The organism is Candidatus Bathycorpusculum sp. (assembly GCF_009778815.1).
Lineage (GTDB): Archaea > Thermoproteota > Bathyarchaeia > Bathyarchaeales > Bathycorpusculaceae > Bathycorpusculum > Bathycorpusculum hydrogenotrophicum.
In genome coordinates this window covers 1-21,282 of the sequence record NZ_WRFL01000045.1, presented here as the reverse complement: position 1 = coordinate 21,282, position 21,282 = coordinate 1, and the positions used below count along the sequence as shown (strand labels likewise).

Annotated in this window: 14 protein-coding genes; 10 read left to right on the top strand and 4 right to left on the bottom strand. The window is 43.1% G+C overall.

The window, feature by feature from the left end; genetic code table 11:
• Nucleotides 1-746 precede the first annotated feature (746 nt).
• Nucleotides 747-1,973: a glycosyltransferase family 2 protein gene (locus FWF39_RS08815; protein ID WP_343383071.1), complete on the top strand. Its 1,227-nt coding sequence runs from the start codon at nt 747-749 to the stop codon at nt 1,971-1,973.
• A gap of 21 nt (nt 1,974-1,994) precedes the next feature.
• On the opposite strand, the gene larE is transcribed toward FWF39_RS08815, so the two are convergent.
• Nucleotides 1,995-2,837, bottom strand: coding sequence for an ATP-dependent sacrificial sulfur transferase LarE (larE, locus tag FWF39_RS08810; RefSeq protein WP_343383070.1), 843 nt, complete (start codon nt 2,835-2,837; stop codon nt 1,995-1,997).
• Between the two features lie 12 nt (nt 2,838-2,849).
• Entirely contained in the window at nt 2,850-4,139 is a 1,290-nt protein-coding gene (gene larC / locus FWF39_RS08805) for a nickel pincer cofactor biosynthesis protein LarC (protein ID WP_343383069.1), read from the bottom strand.
• A gap of 75 nt (nt 4,140-4,214) precedes the next feature.
• Here larC and larB point away from each other — a divergent pair, with 75 nt between their 5' ends.
• The 5 genes from larB (at nt 4,215) to FWF39_RS08780 (ending at nt 7,842) form a co-directional block, all read left to right on the top strand.
• Nucleotides 4,215-5,003, top strand: coding sequence for a nickel pincer cofactor biosynthesis protein LarB (larB, locus tag FWF39_RS08800; RefSeq protein ID WP_343383068.1), 789 nt, complete (start codon nt 4,215-4,217; stop codon nt 5,001-5,003).
• 194 nt (nt 5,004-5,197) lie between these two features.
• The gene (locus FWF39_RS08795) at nt 5,198-5,905 is read left to right on the top strand and encodes an energy-coupling factor ABC transporter permease (protein WP_343383067.1); all 708 of its coding nucleotides are present in this window, start codon (nt 5,198-5,200) and stop codon (nt 5,903-5,905) included.
• Nucleotides 5,892-6,191 (top strand): hypothetical protein, encoded by a 300-nt coding sequence (locus FWF39_RS08790; protein WP_343383066.1) that lies wholly within the window; start codon nt 5,892-5,894, stop codon nt 6,189-6,191. The genes FWF39_RS08795 and FWF39_RS08790 overlap by 14 nt, the downstream gene beginning before the upstream one ends.
• Nucleotides 6,188-7,000, top strand: coding sequence for a cobalt ECF transporter T component CbiQ (gene cbiQ, locus FWF39_RS08785; RefSeq protein WP_343383065.1), 813 nt, complete (start codon nt 6,188-6,190; stop codon nt 6,998-7,000). Before FWF39_RS08790 ends, cbiQ begins: the two co-directional genes overlap by 4 nt.
• A 5-nt stretch (nt 7,001-7,005) precedes the next feature.
• Nucleotides 7,006-7,842, top strand: coding sequence for an ABC transporter ATP-binding protein (locus FWF39_RS08780; protein WP_343383064.1), 837 nt, complete (start codon nt 7,006-7,008; stop codon nt 7,840-7,842).
• Nucleotides 7,843-8,100: 258 nt separating this feature from the next.
• Here FWF39_RS08780 and FWF39_RS08775 read toward each other — a convergent pair whose 3' ends face one another.
• Nucleotides 8,101-8,868 (bottom strand): hypothetical protein, encoded by a 768-nt coding sequence (locus tag FWF39_RS08775; RefSeq protein WP_343383063.1) that lies wholly within the window; start codon nt 8,866-8,868, stop codon nt 8,101-8,103.
• 200 nt (nt 8,869-9,068) lie between these two features.
• Between FWF39_RS08775 and FWF39_RS08770 the strand changes: the two genes are divergently transcribed.
• The 4 genes from FWF39_RS08770 (at nt 9,069) to FWF39_RS08755 (ending at nt 20,441) form a co-directional block, all read left to right on the top strand.
• The gene (locus FWF39_RS08770; RefSeq protein ID WP_343383062.1) at nt 9,069-9,962 is read left to right on the top strand and encodes a hypothetical protein; all 894 of its coding nucleotides are present in this window, start codon (nt 9,069-9,071) and stop codon (nt 9,960-9,962) included.
• Between the two features lie 792 nt (nt 9,963-10,754).
• The gene (locus FWF39_RS08765; RefSeq protein WP_343383061.1) at nt 10,755-13,064 is read left to right on the top strand and encodes a hypothetical protein; all 2,310 of its coding nucleotides are present in this window, start codon (nt 10,755-10,757) and stop codon (nt 13,062-13,064) included.
• 6 nt (nt 13,065-13,070) lie between these two features.
• Nucleotides 13,071-15,116: an InlB B-repeat-containing protein gene (locus tag FWF39_RS08760; protein ID WP_343383060.1), complete on the top strand. Its 2,046-nt coding sequence runs from the start codon at nt 13,071-13,073 to the stop codon at nt 15,114-15,116.
• 153 nt (nt 15,117-15,269) lie between these two features.
• Nucleotides 15,270-20,441 carry an InlB B-repeat-containing protein gene (locus FWF39_RS08755; RefSeq protein ID WP_343383059.1) on the top strand — a complete coding sequence of 1,724 codons (5,172 nt, stop codon included), beginning with the start codon at nt 15,270-15,272 and terminating at the stop codon, nt 20,439-20,441.
• Nucleotides 20,442-20,616: 175 nt separating this feature from the next.
• Here the strand turns inward: FWF39_RS08755 and FWF39_RS08750 are convergent, their stop codons facing one another.
• Nucleotides 20,617-20,820: a hypothetical protein gene (locus FWF39_RS08750; protein WP_343383058.1), complete on the bottom strand. Its 204-nt coding sequence runs from the start codon at nt 20,818-20,820 to the stop codon at nt 20,617-20,619.
• Nucleotides 20,821-21,282 lie beyond the last annotated feature (462 nt).

The following is a 21,282-nucleotide window of genomic DNA, read 5'->3' as shown; positions in this document are numbered from 1 at the left end:
TGTCGGTTTGGGCGGCAGATCGAAATGGTTCGGGTAAGCAGATAGATTGGCATTTTACCACAAAACAAGCAAGAGGTAAACTAAAACATCTATATCCTAACTTATAATGCGGTCAAAGCAGTAGTCTTAACGATTTCCTTGCTTTCATGAGCCAACCATAGCTGTTATTTATTGTTCGATTAATACTCTACAATAGCGGTGTCATAACAACTAGTGTTTTTGTTGGTGGACTAACCATCCAAGGCGCCGAGTATTTTGTCTCTGATTTGTGCTCTGGTTTGCTGGTGTGTCTTTGTTAAAAATGCTTAAAAGTAACCAAACGTGTATAATTTTAGTCATAAAATTTCCTATAGTCAACTGGACTTTTGTATGCGAGTTTACTTGTAAGCAAAACAATTTTGATGCTAAGTTGCTTGTCTATGTGGTATGCAGTTGGCGTTTTTTCTGCTGATGAAGCGTTGAGTAAAGCGGTTGCTTGGGATACTTTTTTATGCGCCTAATGAGTTGGATTAATAGGCATCTGTACGAGCAGGTGGAAAATAAAATTTTAAAGGGCTTATTTATAATGAAGACTGTACTGAAAACCTGCTTTACCTGTCTGGGGAGAGCTCGATTTCTAAGCCCTAAGGCTCAGTTTTCACCGCCAAATCCCTGTCCGTCTATGCGCTCTATTGTGTTTTGTAATGCAGAAAGTGGACTTTGGATCACCCATGCTGTTGTTTTTTGAAATAACCTCTATAGTGTTGTTGTCTGTTCTGCTTTTTTGGACAGTATACAACGGGTCCATTATTTATGTGGGTATAAAAAACAAGCGGAAAGTCAAAACTGCCCCTGACTCAAGTTGCGCAGTTGAGGAACTTCCAACTTTTTCAATAATTGTTCCCACTAAAAATGAGGAATCCGTAATTCAGCGTTGTCTAATTGGCATCCTAAGTATTGATTATCCTAAAGATAAATTACAGGTGATCGTAGTTGATGGCAACTCTGTGGATAACACCTATAGTGTATGTGACAAAGTTAGACAACAATACCCCGATAGCATAAGAATTATTCGCGAGCAAATAACCACTGGAAAACCCGCGGCCCTCAACTTGGCCTTGACCTATGCCACAGGTGATATAGTGTGTGTTTTTGACGCTGATAGTCTACCTGAAAAAAATGTCCTCTCCAAAGTCGCCTCATATTTTAACGATAAACAACTCACCGCCCTCCAAGGTATGACAACCTCGATTAACGAAAAAAGCAACATACTCACACGAGTTATCTCCTCAGAAGAAAAAGCTTGGTTCCAAATGCTTATGAGCGGTCGAGAAAAAATGCGTCTGTTTGTCCCTCTAACAGGGAGTTGCCAATTCATCAGACGTACTGCACTAACTGAAATGGGCGGCTGGGATGAAAACTCACTCACCGAAGATGTTGAATTAGCTGTTCGGCTTGTAGAGAAAAATCACCATATCAAATATGCCCCCGATGTCTGCTCAGGACAAGAAACTCCCTCAACACTTAGAAGCCTTGCCAAGCAGAGAGTTCGATGGTACCGTGGATACATGGAAACTGCCCTAAAATATGGTCGTCTTCTTGACAGTATTAACAAACGAACCGTAGATGCCGAAATTTCTCTTGCAGGACCCTTTATGATGGTGGTCTCACTGTTAAGCTACATCAACTGGGCATTGGTTGCTGTATTTTTCTCTCAGAGCACGCCCATCTTAAACTTCACTGGGTTAGTTATTGCTTTGACAGCGGTTTCATTGGTCACTATTGGCATTGGTCTAACTGCATCAGAGAAACCTATCAAACTTAAAAACATCCTCTGGATACCTTTTGTCTACATTTACTGGCTGGTTCAGATGTTTATTGCAGGCTGGGCATTTCTAAAACTGGTGTTTAGAAGCAAAAGAGACTGGACCAAAACTGCAAAAACCGGTGTAGCCGCTCCAAGAGATCCTTCAAAAAAAGGGTTTTTTTCCTAAATACTCCCCTGACAAACGTATCTACGTTTTTGCCTCAAAAACAACTTCTTTTAGCATACTTCCTGTTTGGTAGCCTTCTAAATCAAGGGTGACATACAAAAATCCCAGATGTTTGAGTGCTTGGGTCGCCTTCTCTAACACGGTTGCATCAAAGAAATGGTGTTGTTCTTGTGTTGCAACTTCTATACGTGCCAAGTTGTTATGGTCTCTGACCCGCAGTTGTTGTATGGGTACTATAGTTTTGATGGCTTGTTCTGCTTGGTTGATACGGTAGAGTTTTTCTGCGGTTATGGGTTGGTTGAAGGGTATGCGTGTTGCTAGACACGATAGTGCGGGTTTATCGTGGTTGCTTAACCCCATGGTTTTGGCGGTTTGGCGGATTTCTGTTTTGGTGAATTGACATGCTGTCCAGGGGCTATAGACGTCTTGGGTTTCCTGTACTGCCTGATAGCCTGGCCGGTGGCCCTGTAGGTCGCTGTGGTTTGTTCCCTCAAACACCGCTCTAAATCCTTGTGAGTGTGCGAAGGTGAGGATTTTTTGGAGGAGTTCTTTTTTGCAGTAGTAGCAGCGATTGGGCGGATTTTTTTGAAAGTCGGGGTTTTTGAGTTCCTCGGTTTGGATGATGTGGAGTGGTATGCCGATATCTTGAGCGGCTTTTTGGGCGTCTTTGAGTTCTTCAGGGGGGTAGGTGGCAGTTTGGGCTATGACGGCTATGGTTTTTTCTGCTAAAACTTGGTGGGCAAGTGCAGCTAGGGTGGTGCTGTCAACGCCTCCTGAGAAGGCGATAACTGCGCCGTTTTTGCCTTTGGTTGCTATGTATTTTTTGAGCTTCTCTATTTTTTGGCTGTCGAGTTGTTGCTTCATCTAATCGCCTTATTAGGAGTGGTTTGCGATTTTTTTCTGGGTTTGGGTGAGTGCTAACTCTGCGAGTTCTCGCAGGGGTTGTTTAGTTTTTTCTGCTAGGTGTTTTAGGTCTTGGTATTCGGGTTTTATGCGGATGATTTTACCTTGAGCATTTTTGGAGATTTTAACTTTGATGGTTTCTTTGTTGCCCAAAACTGTTAGATCAATCGCGATTACTTCGCGGCTGGTGAGGTGGCGTTGGCAGTAGTGGATTCTTACTCCTAGGGTGCCGGTTTCTGCTATGAGTAGCTCTGAGAGATGGGTGGTGTCTTTTTTATCAGCGATGACTTTGATTAGATGTCCGGGGCGGTTCTTTTTGGTGACTGTTGGAATTACACTAACATCTTTGGCGCCTTCGTTGAGTAGTTTTTCTATGGTGTAGCCTATGATTTCTCCTGACACATCATCGAGGTTAGTTTCTAAAACTGCAATTTCACCTTGTACTATCTCTTGATCAACAACAGTGGCATCAGCAACAGTGGTGCCTAGGGTGAGTCTTAGAGGCGTTGGTATTGTTGTTGGTGTGTGGTGGGCGTATTCTTTGGTGCCGGTGCCATAGCCTGTTTTTAGGGGTGTTAGTGCGGGGTAGAAGCGGATGGGTTTAGCTTCTAGATTTACCAGAAGTGCAACTCCTGTGGGTGTGGCTAATTCCTGTTCGATGGGTCCGCCGTGGAGGGGAAAATTTTTGGACTGCAAAATTGATAGCACAGCGGGTGCAGGAACTGGCACGGTGCCATGTGAGAACTCTACAATTCCTCCGCCCACTGCGACTGGGGTGGCATAGATTTGGATCTCAAAAAGTGAGAGGTCATCGAGTGCTACTGCACAGCCTAAAATTTCTGCGGCGGTATCTACCAGTGCCACCTCATGGAGATGGGTGTGGTCAGGGTTGGTTTTGTGAAGTTGCGCTTCTGCGTTGATAAGGGTACAAATAACTTTGGAGGCGAATTCTTGGGCTTTTATTGACATATCGATGTTTTTTGCGGCGGTTTCTATGATGTTGATGAGTTCTTTGCCGTGTTGTTTTTCTGTGGTGGTGGAGGTGACATTGATTTGGGCGGCGCGAAATTGACCCCGCATGACCTCGTTTAGGGTTATATCGATATGATGATAGCCATATGCCGGGTTTTCCAGCGTTTTTATTGCGTTGATGACACGTTTAGGGGTGGCTCCTAAATCTAGTAGAGCTCCTAGGAGCATATCTCCTGCAATGCCTGATGTTGAGGAGTCGATAACTAGAATTTTTCTTTTTTCACTTATCATAATCCCAAAAGCCCTGGTTTACCAAGCAGGCATAACAGATATATGATTTGTGGTTTTTTAGGTATTTGTTGTTCTATGCAATCGCTAAAAGATATCCTAGATAGGGTTTCTCGCGGAGAGCTTTCATCTGTTGAAGCTGAGAAAATGCTTCGGTTGTTTGCTGTGGATGAGTTGGGTTGTTTAGCAAAACTGGATGGTAAGCGTGAGCTGCGTAAAGGGGTTCCTGAGATTATCTTAGCTGAGGGCAAAACTCCTTTGGATGTGGTGCAGATTTGTCGGATGATGTTGGCAAATAATGGGCGTGTTGTTGTTAGCCGGTGTAGTTTGGCGCATTTAGAGGCCCTTAGAGCAATGGATGTTTCTGCTGAGGATTTTTTAGTGACGATTAATGAGACCGCAAAGATGGTGGTGATCAAAAAACGAGGTTGTCTCTCAGGTGATATGGGTGGTCGGGTTGGGATTTTAACGGCTGGAACAAGTGATATAGCTGTTGCAGAAGAGGCCAAATTGGTTGCTCAGGAGATGGGGTGTGTGGTGTTTTCTTGTTATGATGTGGGGGTTGCTGGTATTCATCGTTTGCTTGAACCGCTGAGGTTGCTTATTGAGTCTGATGTGGATGTGGTGGTTGTGGTTGCGGGTCGTGAGGGTGCTTTGGCTTCTGTGGTGGCGGGTCTTGTGGGTGTGCCGGTGATTGGGGTGCCCACTTCTAATAGTTATGGGTTTGGTGAGAAGGGTGTGGGTGCTTTGATGGCGATGCTTCAATCTTGTTCTTTGGGTTTGGCTGTGGTCAATATTGATGGTGGTGTAGCGGGGGGTGCGGTTGCGGCTTTGATTGCAAACCGGATTGCTAGATTTCGCAAATAATTCTTGAAGGTTGCTTGGGTGTAGTTTTGTAGTTTTTGATGGTGGTTATTTGTTGGTGTTTGATGTAGGGTTTGTTTTGGTTGTGGTGTTGTTTGGTATTTAATTGTATGTTGTTACTGTTTTGTTTATTGGTAATACTTATATTTCGGTAATACTTTTTTTGATAATCGTGTTACGTTTGGAGCTTTGAAAACATGCACCTACCCGACGGGCTTGTCTCCCCCATAGTTACCATCATCGGTTTTCTACTAACCATAATCTTTTGGGTAGTCTGCTTCAAAAAAGTCAAACTCTCCGAACAACAAGTTCCCATGATGGGTTTGCTCACCGCCCTATTCTTTGCAGCCATGATGATAAATTTCCCCCTATTGGGCCCAACCACTGCCCACCTCCTAGGCGGAGCCGCCATCGGCCTAATTTTAGGCCCCTTCGCAGGCTTAATTTCAATGTCTATAATCTTGGTTCTACAAGCCCTGCTCTTTGGCGACGGAGGCCTCCTAGTGTTGGGCGTCAATGTTCTAAACATTGGCGTAATCGGCGTCTTTATCCCATGCATAGTCTTTCTAGCCCTAAACAAACTCTTCAAACCCAAACTAGGCTTTGGCCTATTTGGCACAATTTTCATCTCAGCCTTCCTTGGCGACCTCTTAGCCGCCATCGCCGCAGGCACAGCAGTCGGACTATCCCCACTCTCACCCTGGTATGGCCTAAGTATTGCAGTACCTGCCATGGCCCTAAACCACTCAATAATAGGCGCCGCCGAAGGAATCGTTACAGTAATCCTAATTGCAACCCTTCTAAAACTCCGCCCCGATGTGCTAGAGAAAAGCCCCATTTTAAGCAAATTATCTCTGTTCCAAAACAAAACCCAAAACAAGGAACCCCCCCATGTCCAAACATAAAAAACTAAACCAAAAAACCCTTCTCATCGGTTTAGCCATTGCTCTAATCTTGGTTGTACTGGGCGTTTTCTGTTTCTCCTATGCCCTAGAAACTCTTGATCTAAAAGCCGAAGAACTAGGCCTAGAAGCAGAACCAATTTATAACCCACCCTTCCCCGACTATAACCTAATCGGCCTAGATAACCAATGGGGTGCCCTGATAATAGGAGTAGTCTCTATGTTTTTGCTGTTTGTAGTGACCTTTGGCGTTGCGAAATTGCTAAGCAAAAGGAAAAACAAACAATGAAAGCCCCAAAATCCCTACGCGACATCATAGAAGGCGCTGAAACACTAGTCTACATCGAAGACCTAAGCAGCAAAAAAGGCCTAATGCAAACCATAAACCCCCTAGCAAAACTAGTCGCAATATCCGCCATGATTATATCCGCCCTATTTGTAACCAACCCTGCCTATTTGTTAGCCATCTGTACTATACCTGTAATTTTTGCCCTAGCTTCACGCATCCCCCTAAAACAACTCTTCACCCGAACCCTGTGCATCCCCCTATTTATGGCCCTAATCTCCCTACCCACATTATTCTTAACCGCCGGCAACCCCCTCTGGACAACAAACATCGGCAACATAACCCTAACCATAACCACACCAGGTCTCACACAATTCTTCGTATTTACTCTGCGCGTCTGGTTCTGTGTAGCCTCCCTTAGCCTTCTAATCCTCTCAACAGGCTTTGATAAAACCCTAAAACTCCTCGCATCCCTCCACGTTCCCCCCCTAATTATCCAACTCTTCAGCCTAACCTACCGCTACTTCTTTGTCTCCATCCACGAAGCCCAAAGCATCCTAATTGCCAAAGAAGCCCGAACCTACATAAACAAACAGACCCTAAACATCCAATCCCTAAAAGACCTAGGACACATCCTCTCCTCACTCTTTATCCGCACATACGAACGATCCGAACGTGTTTACTTAGCCATGAAAGCCCGAGGATTTGACATCAGCAAAACCAACAAACCCCCAATACAAACCCTCCGTGCACGCGATGTCATATTTGCGGCATCAATAATAGTTGCGTTCACCTATCTTGCCCTGCTGTGAGCTCTATGGCGGACTCCATTGTTTCCCTAAACGATGTCAAATTTAATTACCCTGCAGGAGTTGCCGCCCTAAAAGGCGTATCTTTTGAGGTTGCACAAGGCGAACGCATAGCGTTGCTTGGCCCAAACGGCTCAGGCAAATCCACCCTGATTCTACTCATCGCCGGTTTGCTGATGCCCAATTCCGGCGACCTCCAAGTTTTTGGCGAAAAAACAACCTCCAAAGACTTCCAAAAACTGCGTAGCCGTATAGGCATTGTCTTTCAAGACCCCGACGACCAACTCTTCACCCCCAGCGTAATCGAAGACGTCGAATACGGACCCAAAAACCTCAAACTCCCCGACACAGACATCAAAACCCAAAGCACCCAGATGCTAGAAAAGATGGATATTACCCACCTAAGAGACCGACCACCCCACCGATTGAGTTTTGGCGAAAAAAAGAAAGTATCATTGGCAACAGCTTTGGTTCTAAAACCCGAACTCTTAATCCTAGATGAGCCCACCGCAAACCTAGATCTGGTTTCACGCCGCAATCTAATCAATACCCTAAACGAACTCAACCAGACAGGAACAACTATCATAGTCTCCACCCACGATGCTGAAGCCATCCCCGAATTGGCTGACCGTATAGTCGTAATCAGCCACGGCTTAAAACTCGGCGAAGGCAAAACAAGCGACGTACTACAAAATAAAGACATGCTAGAACAATCAGGTTTGGAGCCACCAACCATCGTAAATCTGTTCACTGAACTTAAAAACCAAGGCTTAATCACAAAAGTCCCTCTCACACTTGAAGAAGGCAAAGCAGAACTTAGAAAAATCCTAAAAACCGATTTGTGATGCTAGCCCAAGACACCCACAAATCATTATATGCGCTAAAAAGAACAATATATTTTGCCGGTTGAGGAACACGCTTCACCGCAACATGCAGACTTGATATCTGGACTATTCCAGACTGATTTCTGAGATAATATCAACGAAACAGTTATGGTTAGTGCCAAGCTCAGTCGATGATTGCAGTGGGGTTTAGACTCAATCGGCACTTATCTGCCTTTAATTTGTTTTCGCGTTATTTGGTGTGCTGTTTTTGATGGTAATTTAGGAGGTGTTCATTCTTTTGCCTACAGCAATAATTAGTACTGACAAAGCTATGACACTGCCTATGATGAGTGCTATGACCCCTATTAGGAGTATTATTGTGGTTGTGAGATCTATTGGTTGTGTTTGATTGTTGTTGTTGGTGTCTTCTGGGGTTGTTTCTGTTTGTGGCGGGGGCGATATGGTTGTTGTTGTGCTAGGGGTAGTGGGCGAAGTTGTCTCTGTATTTATGCTAATTGTTTGGATACTCCAGTCGCTTTCTTCATCGGCCACTAAATCATACAAGGGTAGTATTGGACGCCCAGCTAACACATCATATAGGTATCCATGTATTAATTGAACTCTAAAATCCAGCTTGGAACCATCTGGATAATCTCCAGGACCCGATAGAAAAGTATCCTCAGAGTTTGATTGATTAACTACGTTACATAGGGTATAATGGGTAGTTTGGTTGCTTTCTATTTGAAAATCTTTCCATTCTTCGCTAAAACTGCCCTTAACTTGGACTCTATAGTAGGGATTAAGTTCAATGCCGTCTGCATTGGTGCGGGGTGTAAAGGGTCTGTTTTTTATTGTAATTTCTATTGATCGGTTTTCCACATGGTAGCCTTGATTTGTGGTTGTAGTTTTTTCTCCAGTGTATGGATCAACCCATTCTGTTGTAGTTGTCGGTACATCATAGGGATGTGATACAAGTTTTACACTAAATTCGGGGGCCGTCAGTTTATTATTTGCCGCTTGCACAATTGTAGGTTTAGTTGTAACCATAATTAGACCTGATAACACCAGACAGAAGCTGATTATCAATACCAGACTTTTACCTGCTGTACACATAGCTAATATACTGTATGAACGGGTTATATTGTTTTGTATCAATATTTTTCCAGCGCATAAATTAGCTATTTTAAATGTAGCTGATTAGTGCTGATTGGGAACAAGCTAATATTGTAAGAATCCTTAATGGTTTTATGGGTTATCAATCTCGGATAAAGTCATCAAGAAACACAGCTAATAAAAAAACGCGATCTCTGCGGGAAAAAAGCAAAACTAAAAAAGGTTATCCTAGACGACTTGGTGGACAAAACGAGGATGTAAAACCCGTTATTACGCCAGCTGAATTTGTGGAGCTTACGCTTAAGCGTCTGCATACTTTGGGCGCCCAAAAATTTGGTTCTTCACCTTTTAGTGAGCACTTTACTCGTTGGTTAGCCAATGTTGAGGTTGTTTTGGGTGAGTTTGAGGGGTGTTCTTTGGTGTTTGTGGATGAGCTGTTTAGAGTTGAGTGCACAGAAACACTCAATGCTGTGCGCATGCAGCTTGAAGAAAGACGCCGAAAGGAAGTTATTGCTGAGCAGGAAACAAAAAACCTTCAATACTGCCGAGTTGCTCTAAAACAAATCAACATCGACTATGCCATAGCAATAAACGCTCTCAAGACTCAAAAAAACCGTGAAATAAATCGTCTTAGTTGCAGTATTGATCAGCTAAAAAGCGACCAAGATAGAATTATTCGTTTAAAAACAGGTTTTTGGAGGGGGATCTCAAAAAAAGAGCGTGAACAAAAAGAGTTCGCAGTGATGCAAGCCTTAAACGAGGCGCAGGCGGCATTAGAGTTAACGGTGCTTAATTTTAAGGCTCAGCAAAAGGTGCTTCGGGAGCAATTTGATCATAAACGTGAACCCATACAAAAACAGATACAGATCTTCCAAAAGAAAGTACAGGAGGCAGAAACTGATGGCTCCTTAGAGGAGCGATGGTTCGCATGTGAAACTCTTGCCGATATTATAAATGGGGTTATGCAAAGAAAAATCCCTGATACCGTAGATTCAAAAAAATTTGAACCTAAAAACGATCTTGTATAAAGATCTTGATTTACTGTAGTTGCAATATTGTCGATAACTGCAAGTACAAAAACCGTTTAACCTGCTTCTATTTCACGCGTTTGTAGCTGTCGATATTTTCATGCAGTTGCGGTTGTGTTTTATGGCTGTTTACCCGTTTCCTTTTTAGTGTCATCTTACAATAGTCCATCATTTTCCATCTCATCGTAAAATGCTTGTTCCTCCAAGTAGTCTTCTTCTTCTGAATCTTCTTCTATAACTGGCTCTTTTTTTTCTCTGTTAGGCTCTGTATGTGATGCTTTTTTAGGTGTTCTATTATTTTTTTTATAAAATTCAGATTCTTCTCACCTATTTTCTTCACAATCGTGCGGCTGGGTTTTGTTGTTACTCTAAACTGTATGCCGTGTTATATCTGTTTTATTGATATTTGGTATGTTTGTTGTGTGAGTTGATCTGTGTGGGGTGTGTTTGAGGGGTTGCTGGGTGTAATTGGTGTGTGGTGCAACTATTGTGCAACCAGTTGTGTTTTGTATTTTGGATTTGGATGAGCAGTGGGCTGGTGTAAAATGAGGGGTTGTGGTGTGTATATTATGGGCACACATCGTGTTATTATATATGATATATATGTAATTAAAAATAATATATATTAAAAAATAAATTAATATAGTTAATTATATTTCAATTATGTTTAAGCTTTATATGTTTGTTATGTAGTGATTGTCTGTACTTGGGGAAGAGTATGGCTAGTAATTACGATTTATCTCGTAACATCGTCAGTATATTTTTCCTTTTAAAAAAGGACCAGTGAAATAATTGAACTCAAATTTAAAAAAATCAATTACATTATTAATTACACTTAGCATGATGCTAACCCTTATACCATTTTTATCAATCCAAACAGCCAACGCCGACACAACCATATCCATCACAAATTCCCTGTCCGCCACCAACATTCAAGACACCATCCAAAATGCTATAACCAACACATCACCTGGCAACACCCTCACCATAACTGGAAACAAAAACAATGAAAACGCAATAATCACATTAAATATTCACACCGGCATCACAGTGGTATGGAAAGCAACATCTAACGATTTATCATTCAATATCGATGGCGGAGGAATCTTTGAAGTCGCTGAAGACGGCAAGATCGCGGCAACAGATAAAAACGCTATCGAAGCCGAAAATGGCAATGTGCTCGTATCAGGCGGCGAAGTTTCGGTTATTGCGAACCGTTATAGCATAGCTATTTTCGTTAAAAACGGAACTGTTACGGTATCTGGCGGCAAAGTTTCAGCCGTTGGAAACGCACCATCGGCTATCGAAGTCAATACGGGCAACATAACAATATCCGCTGGCGAAATATCGGTAGACACCACAGGGTATTATTCTTATTCTTCTTATGCCGTCAGTATCAACACCTCAGGAACTATAGTTGTAACAGGCGGAAGTGTTTCAGCTATCAGCAACCCGCTTTTTGGTGAACTTAACGAAAACTATGCGATTTATCTGAGTGCTGGTATTGTAGCATATTTACAAGGCGTTTGTAACGGTAAATTTGATTCTTCTGGGAAAGGCATTATCGTTGAGGTGGCCTCACTTTCTATTCCTTCTTCATACGCCGGAACCAACAGCGGGTTGACCCATAAAGACGGCGGAGATATCAACAATGTAAAGTGGGACTTTTCCGGGGTGAACCCTGCCATCAGCTTTAATCGTATGCAATATATTGCCGAATGGAAAGTGCCAGTCACCGAACCACAGAACCCTTCCACGGTCAACTCGGTGAGATTGGCTGAGACCGGGGCGCTCTTTGACACACTAAACGAGGCAATGGCGGCGGCAAAAAATCTCCACTATAATACTTTCACTCTTGAGGTTATCGGCAATGTGGCCGAGACAAGCAGTGTTATTATTGGCTCAGAAAACATAGCTATCGTTGGCGCAGAGGGCGCACACACCTTTGCTTTTACCTCTCCTCCTCCCGCTGTGGGTTTCAAATTTTCTGTGGAGGGCGGAGGTAGCCTTACCTTGGGTGATGGCACGGAAGATAATGTTTTAACGATTTCACATACTGTGAATGTCATAAACGGGAAAATTACTGTCAAAGATGGCGTGATATTAAACGGCGGACTGTTCATGAGCGGACAAGCCGCGACCGGCAGTATCTCCGGTGGAAAATTTCGGGGATATATAGCTCTTGAACTGGATCGCGGGGCTACGATCAGTGAAATCAGCGGCGGTGTGTTTACAGGTGAAATTGATGCAGTTCATTTGTCCGATACTGATAATAAAGCAAATATAATGGGCACAAAGATCGAACTGATTTCTGGGGGTCATTTCTATCAGAGAGATAATCAAACAAAACTCCATGGGCATGCTGTTTTCGTACAAAACTACGCCGAAATAGGCACAATCTCTGGCGGCGAGTTTGATCCTGTCCTTAACTGCGCCTTGGTGTTAATCCGCGGCGGCAAGGTCGGGGAAATCAGCGGCGGTACATTTGAGGCCAACCGTGTCGGTAGCCCGAGTCCGCCCGATACCAGAAACGCTGCGATTCGGGTTGACAACGGCTGGGCGGACGAAGCCTATGACCATACCGCTTTTGATCAAACAGGAATCGGCACCATTTCGGGCGGGAGCATCAAAGGTGCATTTTTTGGCCTGGTGATACTCGCGGATTTTGCTGGGGGCCATAGCTATGTCAATTCTATAACCGGCGGGACCTTTGAAGGCACAGTTGCCGTTCAAGTCGACCGCAACAGCGCCATAGACGAGATTACCGGCGGAACAATAACCGGAAGTCAAGGCATGCTAAATACAGGCACCATCGGAAAGATCAGCGGAAATGTGCAAATAAGCGGCAGTGGCACATATGGTATATATAATTTTTATTCTAACACTCAAATTTACGGTCAAATTGATGAAATCAGCGGAAATGCATCCATCACCGGTAGAGATTACGCTATTATGAACTCCGGAACAATCACGCTGATTTCCGGCGGGACATTTATCGGCGGATCCTCCGCAATTAACTGCGACGGATCTTTCCAAGGGAAACTTTATACAATTTCCAACGGGGTTTTCTGGGGAAGAACTTCTACGACAATCCGGCTGTAATCTGTATTGCAGCTTGAGCCGGGTTTACGTGCCAATATGGGGTTGGGCCGCTACCAATCAGGGAACGGACAAATCTTCAATCATGAGGACCTAGTGGTATATCCAAATGGCTACCATATGAGTACCCAAACAACACCTGTAGCAAACATTTCAGGTGTGGAATTCAGATATCTAACAAGGGACGGGGTTACGTATTTTATCAACTATGAACTAGATGGAGGTATTAATGATGCAGGTAATCCCGATTCATATACTGCAACAACTCTCCCCTGCCACATCACTGATCCCACAAGAACCGGGTATACATTCCAAGGTTGGAAAATCGCAAATAATACCGGTGGTTTTGCTCCAGAGCTCAACTATACCCTTGCTGTTGGATCAACAGGTGACTATAACTTAACAGCAACTTGGTCTGCAGATCAAGTTGTCTATCGAGTACACTATTATTTAGAGGGTTCACAAATTCCTCTAGCCGTTAGTAAAACCGTAACCGGCCAAACCACAGGCACCCAAATAACTGAACGCGCCATTACTCTCCTCGGCTACACTGTAGTCCCGCCCACAACCATAACAACAACCCTAAACGCAACCGACAACACCATTATATTCTACTACACCCCAAACACTAACATCCAATACACTGTCCACTACTACCTCCAAAATACCACCACATCTTTAGCTCCAAGCAAAACCGTAACCGGCCAAACTCTAGAAACTCAAATAACTGAATTCGCCATTACCATCCCGGGCTATACTGCTGTTGCACCCACAACCATAACCACCACCCTAAACATAACCGATAACACCATCATCTTCTACTACACCCAAAACCCCACCATCCAATACACCGTATATTACTATCTGCAAAATACCACCACCTCTCTATCTCCAAGCAAAACCATACCCGGTCAAACTATAGGTGCAACCATAACTGAATCAGCCATCGCTATTGCAGGCTATACTGCTGTTGCACCCACAACCATAACCACCACCCTAAATGCAACCGACAATAGTCTTATCTTCTACTACACTCCAAACACCGATATCCAATATACTGTGTATTATTATCTACAGAACTCTACCACTTCTTTAGCTCCAAATAAAATTGTATCAGGCCAAACCATGGGCAATACCGTAACGGAATCCGCTATCGGTATTACAGGCTATACTGCTGTTGCACCCACAACCATAACAATCACCCTAAACGCAACCGATAACACCATCACATTCTACTACACCAAAAATTCTGACGGCGGTTCTACACCAACGCCCTCTCCTACGAAGTCTCCCTCTCCTACGAAGTCTCCCTCTCCTACTAGGTCGCCCTCGCCTGGCACATCACCTACTCCTAGTCCCACTCCTTCACCCGGTGCCTCTATTTCTCCAAGTCCCTCTGCGCCCCCTGGGGGTGGAGTAGATGAGAATGGAGTACCAGTTTGGGCGCTTGTAAATCTAATATTGAGCATAGTGGGCATCATATTGGCCATTCTGCTGACTTTGTATGTGTTGTTGCAGCGCAATCAAAAGCAGAAAAAACAACAAGCCCAAAAACAAATAAAATACAACCAAAAACAAAACCACACCAATCAAAACCAAAAAAACACCAACAACCCCGAAGACCACACCGAGGAGCAGAAAAAACAAAAACAACGCCGTCTCTTCTGGTACCTGCTAAGTGTCCTTATGAGCATTTTGGGCATTGTAGTGTTTTTACTAACTGAGGATATGTCTCGCCCCATGGCTCTAGTCGACAACTGGACCATTGTGAATGTTATCATATTCATAGTTGAGCTAATCGCCATAGTGCTTACTTTCAAACACAAAGACAACAAAGACGAAACCGCGGCATATACGGTGCAGTATTATTTGCAGGGTACCAAAACTCCAGTTGTAGCCAGTAAGACCTCTGGGTTTGGCACCATTGGGAACAGTGTAACAGAGTATGCGCCAGCTATTTCCGGCTATAGAGTAGTGGGTAATGGTGATGCATCTCTAACACTCCAAGAGGACCCAACTAAAAACGTAATTATTTTCTACTATACGGTAGGTTAAAATATGGAAACTACAAACAACATGAAAACTACAAACAATATGGCCAATTTTTATCAGTCTGATGAATCAAGAAAAGTGTACAGTAAACCTTCCTTTTCTTTAAAACCACTCAAACATATGTTTAATCTAAAGCGGATATTTGCGTTGACATTAATGATAATTCTACTTTCAACGTCTCTGTTAACCTGTGCCGCTATAACAGGCGAGGGTAACATACCCATCCCAGATGGTGTCCGAACAAATTATGGTGAAGTCACAGCGGCTATCCCTGCTGACAATTTGGCTATTGGCGAAGTATATGTGGCTAAAACCGCTACCTATACAGGTCAAGACACTGGTGATGGAACCTTTGATATAACACTATATTTTGAGATAAGTGACTGCTATGTATATGATGAGGCCGCAGAAGCATTTACCAACGAACCCCTGCCTACATTAGCAGAAGGTTCCTCTGTTATCTTTAGCTATACTTTAGATCCGCAATTCTCTTTTAAAGGTCACAGTACATTATCTCCAGGAGCCGTTTTTGATGTTGATACTGTTTCTGGTGTGATAACTTGGACGGTGCCCGACGATCAGATCCAGAATTCTGCACAAGTTACCTTTACCATAGCCTTAAAGGAAAATTGGGAACTAGACACACCTTACTATACTGATCTGGGCGTTACTGCCACATTTACTCCTGCTGTTGGTAATAGGCATTATTATGGCATGACTATGGAAGTTGTACCCGCCGCTTTTATCGTACCTGGCTTTAACTGGAACAACAGCTATAGAGGCTTTAGAGACCTAAAAGTCAAAGACACAGTTTTAGGTCTTGATATTAACTTTGTTTTAGATTCCCCTCTAACTATTGGTGGATATACCTATGACTGGGCTGGTGCGGAAACACATCCGGAGGATTATAATTCCGGGTTCCATTGGGGATTTTATACCGTTCAGGGTAGGAACAAGATTTACCATTTTTGGGTAAAACCTGATGTTGCAAGTACAGTTTTTGGTGAGGATATTAACTATCTCTACTACCCCCTAGCAGTTCCACAAAATGGCGGCAATACTGCCCTTGCACCCGGAGACAAAACCATTTACTACACCCATGGTCAAAAAGACACCACTAATTTCGACTGGGCAGATGACAACGTTATTACAAACTTGCCTGACAAAGGCTACATCGAATTAATGGATGAGGCTGCCTATAGGATCCGCTACGAATTAGGTGTTGGCGGTGTCGATCCAGGAAATCCACGCTCATATTACCCTGACTCTTTGCCACTTGAAATACGCAACCCCACTCGAGCAGGTTATAAATTCTTAGGCTGGACTGTACTCTACGACAACGGTGACATTGTCAATGCTCCACCTGGATTTGAACTTCCCTTGGGCACTATGGGTGATGTCACTATGATTGCCATATGGGACTCCATATACAACATTGACTACATCTTGGGTGGTGATGATGTAACTAATGGTGCTAATAATCCAGTATCATATTCTAAAAGCACTCCCGACGATGAACGCACTATAAATGCGCCTACTAGACCCGGCTATGATTTTTCAGGTTGGATGGTACGATATGCTAATGGCGATTTACTCTTTGTTTCCTCACACTATACCATACCATCCGATGCTACCGGTAACATCGTCTTTATGGCAAACTGGAAAAAACAATTAACAGCCTACAGTATCGAATACCACTTAAACGCACCTGATGCAGATCTTCCCCCAGCTAATCCCACCTCATATACCCTTGGCGATCTTCCACTTGAGATACAAGACCCTACTAGAACCAATTATGACTTCTCAGGTTGGATTGTTACCTATACTGATGGCACTGTAATAACTGCTGATATTTCTACGCCAGGGTTTACCATTATTGATGGTGTTGAGGGCGATCTGGTTTTAGCCGCAAGATGGACAAGTACTGTTCCAGATGAACTTACTATTACCTACGTATTAGGCCAAGATGGACAAAATGATCCAGCTAATCCTACCGAATATACCTCTAAGGGTAAACTGCTTGAGATACACAATGCTACTAGAACTGGCTACAAATTCTCAAAATGGACCATAACTGATTCTGATGGCAAAACAGTGGACTCTTCTGCTATATCATTTGTTAATGGGTTAACTCTTATTGATGATATTGTAGCGTGTGATCTTGTTCTGACCGCAAACTGGCTACCTAAATACAGTATTGAATATAGCTTAGATGGCGGACGACTTAATCCGGGTCTTAACAAGGGCTATCCTTCTGAATATGTTGTTGAGGATCTTCCGCTTACGATACATAACCCTGTTGATGATTCTATTAATCGTGATTTCTTAGGCTGGTTTGTGATGATACATGATTATACTATCGCAGCCTTTCTACATCCTGACAATGGCGACCGCACTGAAAATGGGTATAGCACCCTTTCTGAGACGATGCCTGGTTATGTTGAGGGTAACCTTATTCTAATAGCCCTCTGGTCTAGCGATACTACAACATATCATATTCGCTACCTCAATCTGGATGATGAAGTTGCATATATAGCCGAAACCAATGCTCCTACAACCTATACCGATGCTTCTGATCCCGATAATCCAATTACAATACCTGAACCTCAAAAAGATGGTTACCTCTTCCTAGGTTGGACCGTACTATATGTTGATATGGTACCTGGAGCTTCAGAAATTTGGGACGCCACAAACGGCCTGTACAATTTGACATCAAATGCTGAGGGCGATGTTTATTTATCCGCACGCTGGGCATTTTTGTTTGACACCTCTTTGTATACTATTACCTATGTTCTAGGTGACCCTGCGGTGGTTAATAGTTACAACCCTGAGTCGTATTCTGGTGCTGATCTGCCACTTAAAATATATGCGCCCTCTTGGACTGGACATTACTTCTCTGAGTGGACCGCACAATACGAGGATGCCACTCCACTAACCTTGGATATAGGCACTGGTGCTGATGAAGGTGCTCACCTAATTCCCACAGGTACTACTGGAAACCTCCTTTTGATTGCCCACTGGGTAACACAATACAGCATTACCTACGACTTTGGTCCTGATGGCGGACCCGTTGCAGGTCATGAAGATGACTATCCAAATACCTACGCTACCCCCGATGTTCCCCTAATAATACCTGATCCAGTTAGACCCAGTTATGACTTCATACGTTGGCTTGTAACATACCGAAATGGTGCTATAGTAACTAGTGTCGAACATGATCCCGCAGGCTTTACCAAAATCGATAATGTCGCAGCTGATCTCTTCTTAACAGCAGTTTGGTCAAATACCGTGGCAGGCGAATATACTATAACCTACATATTAGGCCAAGGTAAACATAACACGCAATACACCCCGCCTACTACCTATACGGTTGCTGATCTTCCCCTTGAGATACACGATCCATATCATGACACTTTGATATTTTTAGACTGGACTGTTACATATTTCGCTAATGGCACTGAGGTAACTACCACTGTATATGATTCTGCAGCAGATATTACCACTATTTCTGGTGTTGAGGGCGATATAGTCTTAACCGCAAACTGGGGTTCCTCCTATAACATTATCGGTTATAACCTAAATAGAGGTGAGCCTCCTGTGATTGCTAATCCAACAACATACATTTCCCAACGCACTCCAATTCCTCTCAACGATCCCTCCCGAACCACCTATGTTTTCACAGGTTGGACCATACTGCATGTTTCTGACAATACCCTTGAAGTTGGAATGTTTTTCGAGATTCCTCAAGGTATTACAGGTGACCTTTTGCTAACTGCAACTTGGGAACCTGCCCAATACAACATTATCTATCAAATGAACGGTGGAGTTAATCCTTCTAGCAACCCCCTTTACTACAACGTGAGAGATACTTTCCCCATAAGCATAGTCGATCCTTCTCTGCAAGATGGAACCTTCTTAGGCTGGATTATAACCTATGCTAATGGTACCATAACTTCTCACACGCGCTCTTATGAGATCCCTCAGGGCACAACAGGCGATATTCATTTGTCTGCTCTTTGGGTTTTTGAAAATGTTGAACCCGGAAAGTATTGGGTGACATACTATGCTAATTGGCCTGTTGGTAATGTCGGCGTTGGCAGTGCACCTATGGATGATCAAAGTCCATATGTTAGCGGCAGTGCCGTGGTAGTGTTGGATCAAAATACTTTGGCTAAAGAAGGCTACGCTTTTCTTGGCTGGGCTACAAACGCTGCGGCAACAGTCGCAACCCACACTGTAGGTTCCACCTTTAACATCTTTAGCAATACAGTATTGTATGCAGTATGGCAATCAGAAAATACAACTGTACCCTACACAGTACTCTATTACTTGGAGAATACAACATCTGCTATAGCTGCAAACAAGACCGCTACTGGCATCTTGGGCACATCAGTAACTGAAACCGCACCTACCCTATCTGGCTATACAGCTATTGTACCTACAACCATAACTGCAACCCTTAACGATACAAACAATGAAATCATCTTTTACTACACAGCAAACTCTGACATCGAATATACAGTCTACTATTACCGCCAAAGTTCAACCACACAGCTAGCTAACCCCAAGATTGTAACAAATCAAACTATGGGTGCTCCAATAACTGAGACTGCTATTGCTATATCTGGATACACAGCTGTTGCCCCAACATCTGTCACTATAACTCTTAATGCTACAGGCAACGTGATTACCTTCTACTACACAGTAAATTCTGGCAGTGGAAACAACGGCGGAAACAGCGGTGGTAGTGGTAGCGGAAGTAATAGCGGCAGTAACGGAGGTTCTTCAAATAAACCTACACCAACTGTGCCCCCTCAAGCCCCTCAGACAGAACCTACAACCACACCAACAGCAACACCACCACCTGCAAGTGGCACCGAAGAGTCTGAACAAGTATGGGCACTTGTAAACCTGATCCTTAGCGTAGCCGGCCTCATACTTATTATCATCATAGTCATTGCCGCACTACTACAACAAAAACAAAAACAAAAGAAAAACACAGCAGAACAAGAACAAGCACAGAAAGCAAAACAAAAAAACACTCAAAACTACAAATCAACAGAACAAGGCAATGAAACAAAAGAAAAAGAGCAAAAGAAACGCAGAGACCTTTGGCTATTAGCATCAATTATCCTAGGCATCGCAGGCATTGTAGTGTTTGTACTCACTGAGAATTGGTCTCTTCCGATGGCATGGGCAGATAGATGGACTGTTGTAAATGCTATTATATTTGTAGCACAAATCATCGCTATACTCTTTGTATTCAAACATGTAAAAAAAGAAAACAACAACACTGATGATGAAAAAGGGGCCAATGACAACAATTAAGCAGTAACAAAATAATAACCAACTTATATTCCCCTAAATAGGGGATCTTTTTTTTACCATTCTTTTATAAAAGACTGCTTATACCTCTAAAACTCATAGCGTGTTGAGAGTTTTTGCTGATAAGCCGATTTTAACACAAGAAACTAAATTTCAAGCAGTATTTCATTTTATCGACTTAATTAGCGGTTTTGTGAAAATTTGCTGAATTCGTCAATGACAAAGAAAAAGTGCAGACAGTGTCTGCACTTTTGAGCTGGTCATACATCATGTCAAGATTGAAATAATCTATTTTTCGCTCGATTTGTCGTGCGCCCTCAATTTGAACTGTTGCAAATTTTGCAACAGTTGCGGACTCGACTAGTTCACCATCGTTAAACACGTTATGTGACGTGATATAGTGGACTTATTGCGTTCAAACAGAACTGATATTTGATCCAGTGTCAACCAAACGGTTTCCTCATCAAAACGTACCTCCACTGATATTTTCTCATCTTCAGTTTTGAATATACTGATTCGATTATTCGACTCTTTCCTAACCCCTTCTCATCTGTATCTATCGTTTGCTTCACCCCATTTAAATCCGTTACTAATAGTTAATTGTGTACCAAAAAGAAAGAAAATTAAATTGAACCTTCAGAACTAACGTTTTTATGCGATCTGAATTGTTGATGACCGCCATTTACAGAACCACTCCATTTTTATTTATAAGTGGTGGCGGGGGTGGGACTTGAACCCACCCGCCCATGGCGATATCGCCACAACATTCGCTCCTCTTCGCCAATTTTCTCTTTTTCTCTTTTTCCTTTCTCTGCATCTTTTCCTGTATTTCTTTACATTTTTC